At 52.7% G+C, this 15,747-nt stretch carries 13 protein-coding genes, 5 pseudogenes and 1 riboswitch; of the genes and pseudogenes, 9 read left to right on the plus strand and 9 right to left on the minus strand.

Annotated features, from left to right (window positions below; translation table 11 throughout):
- Positions 1-104: helix-turn-helix domain-containing protein (locus QZ506_RS20460; protein WP_291973558.1), on the minus strand; the 104-nt coding region annotated here is incomplete at its 3' end.
- 396 nt (positions 105-500) lie between these two features.
- Between QZ506_RS20460 and tehB the strand changes: the two genes are divergently transcribed.
- On the plus strand, positions 501-1,373 hold the full coding sequence (tehB, locus tag QZ506_RS20465; protein ID WP_291973536.1) for an SAM-dependent methyltransferase TehB: 873 nt from the start codon (positions 501-503) through the stop codon (positions 1,371-1,373).
- A gap of 54 nt (positions 1,374-1,427) precedes the next feature.
- Here tehB and ribB read toward each other — a convergent pair whose 3' ends face one another.
- Positions 1,428-2,081: a 3,4-dihydroxy-2-butanone-4-phosphate synthase gene (ribB, locus tag QZ506_RS20470; RefSeq protein WP_291973538.1), complete on the minus strand. Its 654-nt coding sequence runs from the start codon at positions 2,079-2,081 to the stop codon at positions 1,428-1,430.
- A gap of 139 nt (positions 2,082-2,220) precedes the next feature.
- Positions 2,221-2,424: riboswitch (FMN riboswitch) on the minus strand.
- Positions 2,425-2,617: 193 nt separating this feature from the next.
- On the opposite strand from ribB, the gene QZ506_RS20475 reads away from it, so the two are divergent.
- Positions 2,618-2,899 carry an accessory factor UbiK family protein gene (locus tag QZ506_RS20475; protein WP_291973540.1) on the plus strand — a complete coding sequence of 94 codons (282 nt, stop codon included), beginning with the start codon at positions 2,618-2,620 and terminating at the stop codon, positions 2,897-2,899.
- Between the two features lie 53 nt (positions 2,900-2,952).
- Here QZ506_RS20475 and yjeH read toward each other — a convergent pair whose 3' ends face one another.
- Positions 2,953-4,179: an L-methionine/branched-chain amino acid transporter gene (gene yjeH, locus QZ506_RS20480; protein WP_291973560.1), complete on the minus strand. Its 1,227-nt coding sequence runs from the start codon at positions 4,177-4,179 to the stop codon at positions 2,953-2,955.
- A gap of 98 nt (positions 4,180-4,277) precedes the next feature.
- Positions 4,278-5,234: a cell division protein ZipA gene (gene zipA / locus QZ506_RS20485; protein ID WP_291973543.1), complete on the minus strand. Its 957-nt coding sequence runs from the start codon at positions 5,232-5,234 to the stop codon at positions 4,278-4,280.
- A gap of 236 nt (positions 5,235-5,470) precedes the next feature.
- On the opposite strand from zipA, the gene cysZ reads away from it, so the two are divergent.
- From cysZ to crr, 5 genes are all read left to right on the plus strand, one after another.
- Positions 5,471-6,241 (plus strand): sulfate transporter CysZ, encoded by a 771-nt coding sequence (cysZ, locus tag QZ506_RS20490; RefSeq protein WP_291973545.1) that lies wholly within the window; start codon positions 5,471-5,473, stop codon positions 6,239-6,241.
- 147 nt (positions 6,242-6,388) lie between these two features.
- Positions 6,389-7,357, plus strand: coding sequence for a cysteine synthase A (cysK, locus tag QZ506_RS20495; protein WP_291973547.1), 969 nt, complete (start codon positions 6,389-6,391; stop codon positions 7,355-7,357).
- A 402-nt stretch (positions 7,358-7,759) separates the two neighbouring features.
- Positions 7,760-8,017 carry a phosphocarrier protein Hpr gene (gene ptsH / locus QZ506_RS20500; protein WP_291973549.1) on the plus strand — a complete coding sequence of 86 codons (258 nt, stop codon included), beginning with the start codon at positions 7,760-7,762 and terminating at the stop codon, positions 8,015-8,017.
- 47 nt (positions 8,018-8,064) lie between these two features.
- Positions 8,065-9,792, plus strand: coding sequence for a phosphoenolpyruvate-protein phosphotransferase PtsI (gene ptsI / locus QZ506_RS20505; protein ID WP_291973551.1), 1,728 nt, complete (start codon positions 8,065-8,067; stop codon positions 9,790-9,792).
- A 41-nt stretch (positions 9,793-9,833) separates the two neighbouring features.
- Positions 9,834-10,343: a PTS glucose transporter subunit IIA gene (gene crr, locus QZ506_RS20510; protein WP_291973552.1), complete on the plus strand. Its 510-nt coding sequence runs from the start codon at positions 9,834-9,836 to the stop codon at positions 10,341-10,343.
- A gap of 82 nt (positions 10,344-10,425) precedes the next feature.
- Here the strand turns inward: crr and QZ506_RS20515 are convergent, their stop codons facing one another.
- The gene (locus QZ506_RS20515) at positions 10,426-10,605 is read right to left on the minus strand and encodes a hypothetical protein (protein WP_291973554.1); all 180 of its coding nucleotides are present in this window, start codon (positions 10,603-10,605) and stop codon (positions 10,426-10,428) included.
- A 107-nt stretch (positions 10,606-10,712) separates the two neighbouring features.
- Positions 10,713-10,844: pseudogene (locus QZ506_RS20520) on the minus strand (DNA-binding response regulator); the annotation flags it as partial.
- A 220-nt stretch (positions 10,845-11,064) separates the two neighbouring features.
- Between QZ506_RS20520 and QZ506_RS20525 the strand changes: the two are divergent.
- Entirely contained in the window at positions 11,065-12,258 is a 1,194-nt protein-coding gene (locus tag QZ506_RS20525; RefSeq protein WP_291973555.1) for an efflux RND transporter periplasmic adaptor subunit, read from the plus strand.
- 13 nt (positions 12,259-12,271) lie between these two features.
- Positions 12,272-14,225: pseudogene (locus QZ506_RS20530) on the plus strand (MacB family efflux pump subunit).
- A gap of 2 nt (positions 14,226-14,227) precedes the next feature.
- Here QZ506_RS20530 and cysM read toward each other — a convergent pair.
- The 3 pseudogenes from cysM to QZ506_RS20545 form a co-directional block, all read right to left on the minus strand.
- A pseudogene (gene cysM, locus QZ506_RS20535) lies at positions 14,228-15,110 on the minus strand (cysteine synthase CysM).
- A 32-nt stretch (positions 15,111-15,142) separates the two neighbouring features.
- Positions 15,143-15,608: pseudogene (locus QZ506_RS20540) on the minus strand (Dyp-type peroxidase); the annotation flags it as partial.
- A gap of 57 nt (positions 15,609-15,665) precedes the next feature.
- A pseudogene (locus tag QZ506_RS20545) lies at positions 15,666-15,747 on the minus strand (lipoprotein); the annotation flags it as partial.

Consider the following 15,747-nt stretch of genomic DNA (forward strand, 5'->3'; position numbering starts at 1 on the left):
GACACGCCCATGATCTTGCAGGCTTTTGATACGTTACCGAGTTCTTCGGCGAGATTGAGCAGGCCGGCTTTGTGTTTGATAATGGGATTGTTAGTATGAAGCATGAGAGTTACCTCGCGTTTTGTTTAAGGATCAGACACCTATATCAAAACCGGTAACTCTCAACCTTTCAAGGTCCAGTGTCAGATCTAGTCGCGACTAATACAGCTAACCGCGTGGCACGCGCCCGACACGGGGTGTGCAGTCGCACACACCCCGTGACCCCGCGCTTTTTGCGGAATAACGCCGCTTCGCGGTGCCTTCAGAAAAAGCTTTCGCCGCATCCATGCGGCTCATCCTTGCGCCATCTTCTTCTTCAGCGTTATTCGATGCGGAACATCACCCCCACACAGTATGCCTCTCCACAAAGATGCATTTTAAATACATTTCCATAGATATTCTTTGCTGAGCTTTATAAACTACCAACGCGATAAGAATGTATAAGCTCTCCGAGGTGTATGATGCAAAATCTGATCTGTTATAAAACCCTGCCGCAGTGGAATGCACAGACGCTGCCCGCCGCGTTTCAAGAAAAACACAACACGCAAGTGGGCACTTTGGCGAAGTTGACCGTCCTGAAAGGAGAGCTGATGTTCGCCATGCTGCATGAAGATGGCTCGGTGATTGAGACTTATCAGTTTACCGAACAGAATCAGCCACCGTTTGTTGAACCGCAAGCTTGGCACCGGATCGTCAGTGCCTCAGCGGATTTGGAGTGCCAGTTAGCGTTTTACTGCACCGCCGAGGATTATTACGCTAAAAAATACGGCCTGACGGCAACCCATTCCGAAGTAGTGGCCGCACTGGCGCAAATACCGGCTGGCAAAGCACTCGATCTTGGCTGCGGTGGCGGCAGAAATGCCCTTTACATGAACCTGCGCGGATTTGACGTTACCGCGTATGACAAAAACCTCAACAGCATCTCGTCACTGAAAGATATCATCAGCAGCGAAAACCTCTCCGGCATTCGCGCCAGCCTGTACGACATCAACAAAGCTGCGTTAGACCAACAGTTTGACCTTATCATCTCCACCGTGGTGTTGATGTTTCTGGAACGCGAGCGCATCCCTTTCATCGTGCATAACATGCAGGAGTGTACCGCAGAGGGTTGCTATAACCTGATCGTGGCGGCCATGTCCACCGAGGATTTCCCCTGCCCACTGCCTTTCTCCTTCACCTTCCAGCACGATGAATTGCGCGAGTATTACGCAGGATGGGAGATCCTGAAATACAACGAAGAGGTGGGTGAATTGCATAAAACCGACGAGAATGGCAACCGCATCAAACTGCGCTTCGCCACCTTACTGGCAAGAAAAACGCCGCAGAACGCGTAACATGCACTGGCTGCGTTTTCTCGGGCCGGTATCACCGGCCCGAGAAAAGAACGATCAGCTCGCTTTACGTTCTGCTGCCTGACGGTAGGCGACCAAATCTTCGATGGTCAGTACCGGCATGCCGTGCTGTTTAGCAAACGCGATCACTTCCGGCGTACGCGCCATGGAACCGTCATCATTGGTCAGCTCACACAGCACAGCAGCCGGTTTTAAACCGGCCAGCGTTGCCAGATCGATAGATGCTTCGGTATGACCACAGCGAGTCAGTACGCCGCCCGGTTGACCGCGCAACGGGAAGACGTGCCCAGGACGATTCAAATCGCTTGCACGCGCGTCATCAGCAATGGCGGCGCGAACGGTTGTCATACGGTCAGCAGCAGACACACCGGTTGTCACACCTTCAGCAGCTTCGATGGTGACGGTAAAGCCGGTTTGATAGTGGCTGGTATTGTGCTCCACCATCATGGGCAGTTCCAATTGACGGCGGCGCTCTTCAGTCAGGCACAGGCAGACGATGCCGCTACCGTAGCGAATGGTCATCGCCATTTGCTCAACGGTCATGTTCTCGGCGGCAAATACCATGTCGCCTTCGTTTTCACGGTCTTCGTCGTCCAACACCGTAACACCAACGCCTTGACGCAGCGCTGAAAGCGCACGTTCAACGCGTTCAGATGGCGTGCCAAATTCAGAAAGTAATGTCTGATTCATGGTAAAAAACCTCATGTTTATTATGGATTACCAGAACCAGGGCGAGCTTGAGGAGTAACCATTACAACAGATGCGGTTCAATGCGCACCGGGCAATGACTAACAAAATAACGCGAGTGGGCATATGCCCAACAGGATACCGTTACTCTCTCCTATCCGGACTATAACCGTCGGCCCCGGAATTTCACCGGATCTGCTGACCTCACCACGTAAATCGATAATAACTTATTGATAACGTTACGGCGAGCGCTCGCGGGCTTCCATACGAAAGCACGATGTTTTAGCACCCTGCACTGTCTGGTTTACCGCCGGTGGGGAATTACACCCCGCCCTGAGAAGTAAGCGTGGTAACTATAACGCTATTGCCTGAGCGGGGCAATTAGCGCAATGGATAAAATGTGACATCTGCTGGCCTATTGGTAAAAATTTTCTTTAAAAATCCGACACAAAGCATTACAAGGCGAGTTTTGGTTTATCCCTTTTCATTCACGCATTACACTGACAGTACAGATACCAGAAACCGAGCAGGAAAACGGCATGATTGACCCGAAAAAGATTGAGCAAATTGCACGTCAGGTGCATGAATCCATGCCGAAAGGCATACGCGAACTGGGCGAAGACGCCGAGAAAAATATTCGCCAGGTACTGCAAGCACAGTTTACCAAGTTGGATCTGGTAAACCACGAAGAGTTCGATGTGCAAACGCAGGTCCTGCTGCGCACTCGTGAAAAACTGGCGCGGCTGGAACAGCGTTTGAGCGAGTTGGAAGCCAAGTTGGACGCAGAAAAAACCGCTACTTCTGAACAGCAGCCCTCGTAGGCGGTACAACATCATCGCGGGCACCGGCCACCCGATGGCCGGTGCAGCGGCGATTATTCTGCTGCCAGTTGCTGTGATTTATGCGGTAACCCCCACCACAGCACTGCCAGCATAATCAGTGCATAGAGCGAGTTAGCCCCAACCATTACCAACAGTGCGCAGCACAACACACTGCCGATAACAGCCATCAGGCGGGCCCGACCTTTCAACAGCAGACACCCTGCCAGCATGCACAGCAGATAAACCAGAACAAAAATACCGTTGGCGTAAACGATCAACGTCGATAATGGCAGTGACAGCCAGTAAATCAGCAGGCAACAAGCCATGCTACAAAGCACCACCGCCGACAGTGCGCTAAGGGGAACTTGGGCACGTGAAAGCCGCACCAAGCGACTCCCCGGTTCTGCCTGTGACCACACCAGTCGCGCAAAGCCCTGCGTATAAATGTTCACAGTGGCAAAGCACGCCAGATAGCCAATCAGGCAGGCTCCCCAATAGACCCATTCGCTACCAAACAAATCTGCGACGATACTCAACAGCAGTGAGGTCGGAGCGACATCACTACCATAGACGTTCAACTGCAAAATCGCGACGGTACAGCACCAATAGACGATGCCGGCAATCAGCATGTCGATCATCAAGGCCCGAGGAAAATCACGCTCTGGGTTACGAAACTCGGTAGAGAGGTGAGCAAACGCTTCCAGCCCAACAAAACACCAAAACATCACGGCAAGTGAATAAAAAGTGTTCGGCCAAGAGAGGGTACTCAGCGCAGGCCAAGCGATATGCGTGGGATCGATCTCCCCCCCCACAAAAATGGCAGCGACCAGCAGCACCACCAGTACGGCAATGCCCGTTTGAATGGACGCACTGGAACCCGCACTGCGTGACTCGAGCAGCCAAATGGCGATCAGCGTCAACATTTGCACGACCAATATGCCTACCCTGCTATGTCCAATAAACGGCGCCCAAAACTCAGCGGCAATTTGCAACGCAGCAGGCAAGCCCAAGGGGATCACGGAAAGAAACAGCCAGCGGGTCACGCGTGCCAGGCGCGGGCCAAACGCCAGATTGACAAAGCGGGCTGCCCCACCGGCATTGGGAAAATGCTGTCCCAACGCGGCAAAGCCAATGGCAATCGGAAACACCAACACAATCAGCAGCGGCCAAGCCCACAGGCTGTCATTACCCGACAGTTGCGCCACAATAGCTGGCACCGCAAACACGCCAGTTCCCAGTAGCGAAGTGGAAAGCAGCACCACTCCCTGAACTACGCCCAGATCCTACCTTAACCCATTGCTACTCGCCACGTCAGTCCACCCTATCCCCTAAAAAACAAAGCCTCCATGTAGGAGGCTTTGCGGTTACAAAATCACGTCTACCCATTAGCCCGCAGTACATCGCGAATACGGCCTTTGTAAGCCTCGACTTTCTGCGGCGTCATTAAACGACGTTCATCATCCAGTACTACTCCGCCTACGTCGTCAGCAATGCGCTGTGCAGATTGCAGCATCAGTTTGAAATTCTGGCTTGCATCACCGTAGGAGGGCACCATCATGAAAATGGAGACGCCCGGCGTGGAGAAATCGGCCATGTCGTCGATACTGAAAGAACCGGGTTTCACCATGTTGGCTAGGCTAAACAGCACCGGTCCTGCACCCGCAGGATTAACATGACGATGGAAAATATTCATTTCACCGAACTGGAAGCCGGCCTGCAATACGCTCTGCAACAGCACTTCACCGACAATGATACTGCCCTGATGAGCGGCAACGTGCAGGACCAGCACGGTTTCTTGCGCTGCGCTGCTTGCGCTTTGCACTTGTGGCTGGTCAGCATCCTGCTCAGACAGGTGTTGCTCCGCGGCCTGCTCTTCAAGGTGCGGTGCACGTTCAACAGGCGTTGGATGTACAGGCGCAACGTTTGCAGCATGTGCGGTGCGAGTCTCCTGCGCAACGCGATCGACATGCACCTCAGGCGCAGATTGCGGCGCGGTGGTCGCGCCTAACAGCGGATCGTAATCGGTACGAACGTGTTCGGCAGCAGAAGCGAAAGGCGATGAGGATGCAGGCGGCGGCGCAGGCTCACTGAACGAACCCAATGCAGGTTCTTCCTGCGTACGAGTCCGCATGACTCTGACTTCGCCGACCCCTTCATCAAGCTCCTCAAGCGGCGCAGTCTCTTCTCGCTTCTGCTTTTGCTTAAGGCGCTTCACCGGACGGTCACGAAAAAGGGACGAGCGCTCTTTACGGCTCGTCCACAAGCCGTGAAGCAGTAGCGCAATTATAGCGATCGCGCCCACAACGATTAATATCAGACGCAAGTCCTGCATCATTGCTATCCCAGTTAATTCAATTTATTGCCACCGCGGCAACTTTTTCATACCCCTAACTCTATTTGCCTGCGTACACAAGTGCAAGCCTGCACAGTATTTTATAGGAATAAAGATATACCGGGCGCACTTTTTTGCTTTTTTTCGTCCAAAGGGTCACTGGTCAGCAGAAAATCATCCCGATATTATGCAGATCACACAAACGATCCGGATCACCCCACAATGAGGAACAGGATGTCATGGTAACCCCGTCCCCCGCTACGCCACCGCGTTCAGGCATTTACTATTTCGCACAAGGTTGGCAACTGATGTCGCTGCCGGGCATACGGCGTTTTGTCATCGTTCCCCTGCTGCTCAATGTGCTGTTGATGGGCGGTGCCTTTTGGTGGCTGTTTTCCCGCATGGGTGACTGGATTGCCCAACTGACGGGCCATGTGCCAGAGTGGTTACAATGGTTAAGCTACCTGCTATGGCCGCTCGCTGTCATCTCTATCCTGTTGGTATTCGTCCATTTTTTCAGCACCATTGCCAATTTTATCGCGGCACCGTTTAACGACCTGCTGGCCGAACAGCTTGAAGCGCGGCTGACCGGAAAGGCCCTGCCGGACAGCGGCGTTATGGGCATGGTCAAAGATATCCCGCGGATCATGAAGCGCGAAGTGCAGAAACTCGCCTATTACCTGCCGCGCGCCATCGTACTGTTGTTGTTGTATCTTATTCCCGGTATCGGACAAACCGTGGCACCGCTGCTGTGGTTCGGGTTTAGCGCCTGGATGCTAGCCATTCAATATTGCGATTATCCCTTCGACAATCACAAAATCAGCTTTCCCACCATGCGCGAAGCGTTGCGGCGTCATAAACTCAACAACTTGCAGTTCGGCGCGTTGGTCAGTGTGTTTACGCTGGTGCCGTTCCTGAATTTGGTGGTGATGCCGGTCGCAGTATGTGGCGCAACAGCATTGTGGGTGGATCGATATAGTCATCTCTCGGTCTCAGCGGGAACGCGATAGTTTTTCCGACTGTAATGAAAAGATATTTCTTAAGAACATAACGATATAGCAATTCTTTCCTTCCCTGAAAGGACGGAGTGAGTATGCTCTATCCTGTTGGTAAAAATTTCATACAGTTATACAGTTATACAGTTATAAGGACTGGCCATGAGCAAAATTTATGAAGATAACTCCTACACCATCGGCCACTCGCCGCTGGTTCGCCTGAACCGCGTCGGTAATGGACGTATTCTGGCAAAAGTAGAATCGCGCAATCCTAGCTTCAGCGTCAAATGCCGTATCGGTGCGAACCTGATTTGGGATGCAGAAAAACGCGGCGTATTAAAACCCGGCGTTGAACTGGTGGAACCGACGAGCGGTAACACTGGGATTGCTCTGGCCTATGTCGCTGCTGCCCGCGGGTACAAATTAACCCTGACCATGCCAGAAACAATGAGCATTGAGCGGCGCAAACTGTTGAAAGCGCTGGGCGCTAAACTGGTACTGACCGAAGGTGCGAAAGGCATGAAAGGGGCCATCGCCAAGGCAGAAGAGATTGTTGCCAGCGATCCGAGTCGCTTCCTGTTACTGCAACAGTTCGGCAACCCGGCTAACCCGGAAATTCACGAAAAAACCACCGGCCCGGAAATCTGGGAAGACACCGATGGTGAAGTCGACGTGTTTATCTCCGGTGTCGGCACCGGCGGTACGTTGACTGGCGTCAGCCGTTTTATCAAGAAAACCAAAGGCAAAGCTATCACAACCGTCGCGGTTGAACCCGTTGATTCACCGGTGATCACCCAAGCGCTGGCTGGCGAAGAGATCAAGCCTGGCCCGCATAAGATCCAAGGGATCGGCGCAGGATTCATTCCGGGTAACCTCGATCTTGCTCTGGTGGATCGCGTTGAGCGTATTTCTAACGAGGATGCGATTTCAACCGCGCGTCGCCTGATGGAAGAAGAAGGTATTCTGGCTGGTATCTCTTCCGGTGCTGCTGTGGCTGCAGCGCTAAATTTGCTGAAAGAGCCCGCGTTTGAAGGCAAAACTATCGTGGTGATTCTGCCCTCTTCCGGTGAGCGTTATCTCAGTACTGCGCTGTTTGCCGATCTGTTCACAGAACAAGAATTGCAGCAGTAATCCTTCGTTACATTGACAGCATAAAAGCACCTTCATAGGTGCTTTTTTTTGTGGTCAAGTTCAAAGTTTATACCCATCAATGATTGCTTTTTTTGTCCAGGTTTAGTATTTGACCGAACAATTATTTCGATGCGAGAAATTAATAACCGTAACATCGTACCCTGTTCCTACTGATGGCAATGTCCCCGTTTTTTACCACAGAGGCAGCAAGGCCATCTGACACTGGGCTGGAATACGGTGCTATTTGGCGTATATATTCAAGGGAGGCGTTTCGTCCTTACCTTGCCGCATCAAAGGCGACCCCGTAACATAAATGGGGCTGACCTAACAGACTAACGTTCGGTAAATACACTAAACTTTAGTTCCACAACACGAATCCAAACCATAGTTGGGGAAAACAGAATGTTCCAGCAAGAAGTTACTATCACCGCTCCGAATGGCCTGCACACCCGTCCTGCGGCTCAGTTTGTTAAAGAAGCCAAAGGATTTACCAGCGAAATTACCGTCACCTCCAACGGAAAAAGTGCCAGCGCGAAAAGTTTGTTCAAGCTTCAGAACCTTGGCCTGACGCAAGGCACTGTCGTTACCCTTTCCGCAGAAGGTGAAGACGAGCAAAAAGCCGTTGAACATCTGGTTAAGCTGATGGCCGAACTTGAGTAATCGGCAGGCTTTTCGTGTGAACATCAGTTTCGAGTGAAGGTAGAGTTATGATTTCAGGCATATTAGTATCACCCGGTTTTGCTTTCGGTAACGCGCTGTTATTGAAGGAGGACGAAATCGTCATCAGCCGGAAGAAAATTACTGCTGGAGACGTTGAACAAGAAATCGAACGTTTTCTGAGTGGCCGGGCCAAGGCTTCTGCACAGTTGGAAGCCATCAAGACCAAAGCAGGTGCAACCCTGGGCGCTGAGAAAGAGGCCATATTCGAAGGGCATATCATGCTGCTTGAAGATGAAGAGTTCGAGCAGGAAATCATAGCCCTGATCAAAAAGGACCATCACTCTGCCGATGCAGCAGCCTACTCAGTTATCGAGAATCAGGCGAAAGCGTTGGAAGAACTGGACGATGAGTACCTGAAAGAGCGCGCAGCGGACATGCGCGATATAGGTAAACGCCTGCTGAGAAACATTATCGGTATGCCAATTATCGATCTTGGCGATATTCAGGAAGAATCGATCCTGATCGCAACCGATTTGACGCCATCAGAAACCGCGCAGTTGAATCTGGACAAGGTGCTAGGCTTTATTACCGATCTCGGCTGCCGGACCTCCCACACCTCCATTATGGCGCGTTCTCTGGAGCTGCCCGCGATTGTCGGCACCACGGATGCCACCCAGCAGGTGAAAAACGGCTGTTATCTGATTCTGGATGGCGTAAACAACAAAATTTATCAGAACCCGACGCCGGACGTTATCGAACAACTGAAAGCGCTGGAAGCACAGTACTACGCTGAAAAAGATGCGTTGGCAAAACTGAAGGATTTGCCCGCCATCACGCTCGACGGGCATCAGGTAGAAGTGTGCGCCAACATTGGTACCGTACGTGATGTTGCCGGTGCAGAGCGCAATGGCGCAGAAGGTGTTGGACTCTATCGCACCGAATTCCTGTTTATGGATCGCGATGCGTTCCCGACAGAAGAAGAGCAGTTCCAAGCCTACAAAGCCGTGGCAGAAGCCGTAGGGGCGCAGGCGGTTATCGTGCGCACCATGGATATCGGCGGCGATAAGGATCTGCCTTACATGAACCTGCCGAAGGAAGAGAACCCGTTCCTGGGCTGGCGAGCAATTCGTATCTGTCTCGATCGTAAAGAAATTCTTCATACACAGCTGCGTGCCATTTTGCGCGCGTCGGTGTTTGGCAAGCTACGCATCATGTTCCCGATGATCATTTCCGTAGAGGAAGTGCGTGCGCTGAAAGCCGAGCTGGAACTGCTGAAATCGCAGTTGAGAGCAGAAGGGAAAGCCTTCGATGAGAGCGTCGAGGTAGGCGTAATGGTTGAAACACCTTCTGCGGCCGCCATTGCCAACCATCTGGCGAAAGAAGTGGACTTTTTTAGTATTGGGACAAATGACTTAACCCAGTATACTCTGGCAGTTGATCGCGGTAATGAGCTTATCTCTCATCTCTATAACCCGATGTCTCCAGCAGTATTGCGTTTGATCAAGCAGGTCATTGACGCATCTCATGCCGAAGGCAAATGGACGGGGATGTGCGGCGAGCTCGCTGGTGACGAACGTGCTACACTGCTATTATTGGGTATGGGTCTGGATGAATTCAGCATGAGTGCAATCTCAATTCCTGGCATCAAGAAGATCATTCGTAATGCAAATTACGACGATGCCAAAGCGTTGGCAGAACAAGCGCTCTCCCAACCCACAGCGCAAGAACTGAGCGATGTAGTGAGCAGATTCATCAAAGAAAAAACGCTCTGCTGATTCTGCTATGCTGACCCAATATTAATGATTAGGAGAAGATCATGGGTTTGTTCGATAAACTGAAATCTCTGGTATCTGATGACAAAAAAGATACTGGCAGCATTGAAATCATTGCACCGCTGTCTGGTGAAATCGTCAATATCGAAGACGTTCCTGACGTTGTTTTTGCTGAAAAAATTGTCGGGGACGGTATTGCCATTAAACCGACTGGCAACAAGATGGTGGCGCCGGTTGATGGCACCATCGGCAAGATTTTTGAAACTAACCATGCTTTCTCTATCGAATCCGACAGCGGTATTGAACTGTTCGTTCACTTCGGCATCGATACCGTTGAGCTGAAAGGTGAAGGCTTCAAACGCACCGCGGAAGAAGGCCAACACGTGAAGAAAGGCGATCTGGTCATTGAATTCGATCTGGCGCTGTTGGAAGAAAAGGCCAAATCAACGTTGACGCCGGTGGTTATCTCCAACATTGATGAAATCAAAGAGCTGACCAAGTTGAGCGGCACTGTTGTTGTCGGTGAAACACCGGTTATCCGTATCAAAAAGTAGCGCTTTTCTGAGTACAGCACCTCATACCTGCCCCATGGTCAGTGCGCTGACTGTGGGGTTTTTATTTATTGCCCCACCCTACTCACTGTAAGCGCGGGCGTTTTTCTGCACCGGAAGAGGCTATTTCGAGGGCTGCCAGCACCTTTACCGCTCCTCCGTCCAATGCAATCCCCAGAGACAGGGCTACGAGTGCGCAGCACTCCCCGTTTTTCAACCGATCAGCCCAGAAGGCCTCCACAGCAACCATCTCCGGATTATGCATCCCATTATGGCAATGGCTGATTCCGTGATCCCTCGCCACCACGTAACAGAGTTCCCCCTGCCGCACTCGAGCCCCGGCAACATAACGTCCAGAATCATGGCGGTTTAATTTCCTGACAGCGCACTTTCCACGCCCTCTTTCCCTGTCAACACTCGCGATGCGGCAAATCCCTCAGCGCTGATATACTCACAAAGCAGGTTTCCCAACTCCACATCATCATCAACCAGCAACAGCTTCATACCTTGCTCCCCTTGGCGGTTCTGATGGTTATTTTCTCGTTTAATACGTATTTTCGCAGCTATCTTTACCGAATTCTTACCTTCTATAGCACTAAATAGGCGAGATCGGGTCATAGAGTCAGGGTAAAGTAACGGCTTTGTTCTACGCGGCTAGCATCGCCCCGTCAGACGTCAGTACCCTGCTGAAACGTCAACACTCGATAAGGATATTCAACTACTCATGCCTGCTCGTTTTTTGTCATTACGTACGTTGCTACTGGCACTGGTTGCCATCGTTGCCCTTTATGTTGGCTATAAGCACTTTTTCGCCGCCCCACCACCGGTGAACTACATTACCGCGCCCGTAGAAACCCGAGATATTGAGCAGACTGTCTTGGCAGATGGCACCATTGAAGCGCTCAAACAGGTCAGCGTCGGTGCCCAGGTATCAGGGCAAATCAAAGCGTTGCATATTGCACTGGGCGATAAGGTGAGCAAGGGACAACTGCTGGCAGAAATTGACGATTTAACACAGCAAAATACGCTGAAAGACAGCGATGCCGCGCTGAAAAACATTCAGGCGCAGCGTGCTGCCAAGCAGGCCACGCTGCGCAACAATCAGCTTAGTTGGCAGCGTCAGCAAATGCTAATGCAACGCAGTGTGGGTGCACAGGCCGACTATGACAGAGCCAAGTCCACGCTGGATGCCACCACAGCAGACATTGCCGCCCTCGACGCACAAATCGCGCAGGCGGAGATCGCCACCAGCACCGCCAAGGTCAATCTGGGCTATACGCAAATTACCGCACCGATGGATGGCACCATCGTCGCCATTCCGGTGGAAGCAGGGCAGACCGTCAACGCTGCGCAAACTACCCCCACCATCGCCAAAGTGGCGAACCTGAACACCATGACGGTGAAAGCGCAGATTTCCGAAGCCGATGTGGTCAACGTGAACGTCGGCATGCCTGTCTGGTTTACCATTCTTGGCCAGCCCAACAAGCGCTATCAAGCCACACTGCGCGCTATCGAACCAGCACCGGATTCCATCAACGATGAGACTACCAGCTCATCCAGCAGTTCCAGCAGCTCTTCAACATCCAAGGCGATTTATTACAACGGCCTGTTTGATGTTGATAACCCGGATGGCACGCTGCGTATCTCGATGACGGCGCAAGTGTATATTCTGCATGCTGCGGTAAAAAACGCGCTGGTGGTGCCCGCCACGTCCGTACAGCAGCTTAATGGAAAAACCGTGGTGCAAGTGGTTAATGCGCAAGGTCAACGTGAATCCCGTGACGTGACTATTGGTATTAACGACAACGTGCATACCCAATTACTCACCGGCGTCAGCGCGGGTGAACAAGTGATCATCAGCCAGCAACCGGGTTCTTCATCATCAACGGCGCGCCACCCCGGCCCGCCTCCGATGTAAGGGGAGCTAACGTATGACTCAACCTTTATTAACACTAACGGGAATTTCACGCCGTTTTACCAACGGTGACCAAACGGTCAACGTGTTGAAAGCGATAAACCTGACGATTCATGCGGGTGAGATGGTCGCTATTTTTGGGGCTTCCGGCCCCGGCAAGTCGACATTGATGAATATTCTTGGCTGTCTGGATAAAGCCTCGGAAGGAGAATATCGGGTTAACGGGCAAGCGGTAGCGACGCTTGACAGTGATAGCCTAGCCGCGCTGCGTCGGGAGCATTTCGGGTTTATCTTTCAACGCTATCATCTGCTGGGCGATCTTTCCGCACAGTGCAATGTCGAAGTCCCCGCCATATACGCCGGGCGCGACCGCACCTCACGCCAACAGCGCGCGGCGGCGCTGCTGCACCGCCTTGGATTGGGTGAACGCTTGAACTATCGCCCCAGCCAACTTTCCGGCGGGCAACAACAGCGCGTCAGTATTGCCCGCGCACTGATGAACGGCGGTCAGGTGATCCTCGCTGATGAGCCAACGGGCGCACTGGACACGCACAGCGGTAACGAAGTACTGGCCATTTTGAAAGATCTGAACGCGCAGGGGGCATACCATCATTATCGTGACCCACGATATGCAGATCGCGCGCCATGCCGGGCGTATCATCGAGTTGCGCGATGGCGAAGTGATCGCGGATTCAGGCAGTACAACGGCTCCTGCAGAGACTGCGCCGCAAGAGAATGCCAGTGCCAAGCCCGCTTCACGGCTGCTGCAAGCGCGCGATCGTTTTATCGATGCCTTCAAAATGGCGCTGCTGGCGATGAACGCTCAGCGCATGCGCACCTTTTTAACCATGCTCGGTATCATTATCGGTATCGCCTCGGTGGTCTCTGTGGTTGCGCTAGGCAAAGGCTCGCAACAGCAAGTGCTGGCCGACATCAGTGCAATGGGTACCAGTACGTTGGAGATCTATCCTGGCGAGGATTTCGGTGACCAACGTTCGAGCGCCATTCAAACGCTGCGTACAACCGATATCGAACCTTTGGCGCAGCAACCTTACGTTCACAGCGTGACACCCTCTGTCGCCACCAGCGTCACACTGCGCTATGGCAATATTGCCGTCACTGCAAATGCCAACGGTGTAGGAGAACAGTTTTTCACCGTGCACGGCTACAGTGTGACACAGGGGATTATTTTCCCACGCGCCAGCGTGGATAATCTGTCGCAGGAAGCGGTTATCGATCAGAACACATTGCAGAAGCTGTTTCCCAACGGGGAGAACCCTATCGGCGAGGTGATCCTGCTAGGATCGCTTCCCGTGCGGATTATTGGCGTGGTGGAAAAAAACAGCAGTGGTTTTGGCAGCGATGAAAATCTTAACGTCTGGGTCCCCTACACCACGGCGATGAAACGCATGATCGGGCAGTCCTACCTGAGAAGCATCACCGTCAGTGTCAAAGACAACGTGGATTTGAGCGTGTAAGAATAGGGTATTACCCAGATTTTGACCCAGCGCCACGGCAGCAAGGATTTCTTTGTTTTCAACACCGACAGCATTCGTCAAACCATCGAGAAGGCCACCACCACGCTGGCGCTGCTGGTCTCCGCCATTGCATTTATTTCGCTGCTGGTCGGCGGTATCGGCGTGATGAACATCATGCTGGTGTCGGTGACCGAGCGCACGCGAGAAATCGGCGTGCGCATGGCGGTTGGTGCGCGTGCCAGAGATATCATGCAACAGTTTTTGATTGAAGCGGTGCTGGTGTGCTTGCTGGGCGGCGTGTTGGGGGTTTCGCTGTCGCTGCTGGCAGGAGCGGTATTTAGCCACTTTTTCAGCAGCTTCTCGTTAATCTACTCACCAGCCTCTATTGTTGCTGCGTTCCTGTGCGCCAGCCTGATTGGGGTGATTTTTGGTTTCTTCCCCGCCCGGCGCGCCGCCTACATGGAACCAATACACGCGCTGGAACGGGAATAGCATTAACCAAATACGCCGGTATACAGATAGCGATCGCCGCGATCGCAGACAATCGCGACGATCGTGCTACCGGTGGTTTCCCGCGCCACGCGCAGTGCTCCCGCCACCGCACCGCCGGAACTGACGCCGCAGAAAATACCCTCTTGATGAGCCAAGCATCGCAGCGTGGTTTCCGCCTCTTGCTGGGTAATATCCATTATACGATCAACGTATTGTGGCTGAAAAATCTCCGGCTCGTATCCCGGCGCCCAGCGACGGATTCTAGGAATATGGCTCCCCGACGCGGGTTATAAACCAATGGTACAGACGGATGTACGCTGCTTGTTTCAGGAAGCGACTGACACCGGAAAGCGTGCCGGTGGTGCCCATTGAAGAGACAAAATGTGTGAGTGCGCCTTGCGTTTGCTGCCAGATCTCCGGCCCTGTGGTCATAAAATGCGCCAGCGCGTTATCCGGATTATTGAACTGATCGAGCACCTTGCCCTCTCCGGATTCTGCCATATGGCGCGCCAAATCGCGCGCGCCTTCCATGCCACACGCAGGACTGACCAGCACCAGCTCTGCACCGTAAGCGCGCATCGCCAGTTGCAGCTCACTGCTCATGTTCTCCGGCATCAACAGCCGCAAGCGATACCCTTTCACCGCGGCAATCATCGCCAGCGCAATACCCGTGTTGCCACTGGTGGCTTCAATCAGCCGATCGCCAGAGGTTATTTCTCCGCGCTGTTCAGCCTGCTCCACCATAAAACGGACCGGACGATCTTTTACCGAGCCAGCCGGATTATTGCCTTCCAACTTAAGCCAGATCTCACTGCCGATATCCTGCGCCAGCCTTTGCAGCTTGATGAGTGGCGTATTGCCAATGGTGTTATCCAGCGTACTCAACGCGTCTCCCCTACCTACTCAACATGAAAATGTTACAACGCGAGCAGTTTTTCCAGCGAAGGAGCGAAGAAATAGCTGCCGCTAGCGGCGCGCGTGAAGCGCAGCATCTCGTCACGTTTGCCGTCACGATCACCAAACATGCTCAGTAATTGCTGTTCAATATTATGCAAGCGCGCGCAATAGGCAATAAAGTAAAGACCATGTTTGTCGCTGGCCGTGCCATAGGGCATGCTCTGACGCAAAATTTTTCAGCCCTTTGCCCTCTTCCTTAAGATCAACCCGGCTCAGGTGCGAGGTGATCGGGCGCTGTTCTTCCGGAATCTCTTCGTTGTCCTGCTTGGTGCGACCGATCATCTGCTCTTGTTGCTCCACGCTAACGCGCTGTAACCGCTTGAGATTATGTTCCCAGCGCTGCACAAACACATAGCTGCCGCCCGCATCCGACCGATCGTCGGCGATAATCGCCACATCGCGTCGCGCATCGCACTGCGGGTTTTCGGGGCTTTGTTGAATAAATCAGAACTTGTAACGACTGCGCCCCATACGGGTCGATTGTTACGTGATGCGAATACTGTTCGGCATTCCTAATAGCGTGATCCGGTTAAGCGCTTTGACCATGGCCATGGCTTCACCCACC

This window comes from Candidatus Symbiopectobacterium sp. (genome assembly GCF_020054415.1).
GTDB lineage: Bacteria > Pseudomonadota > Gammaproteobacteria > Enterobacterales > Enterobacteriaceae > Symbiopectobacterium.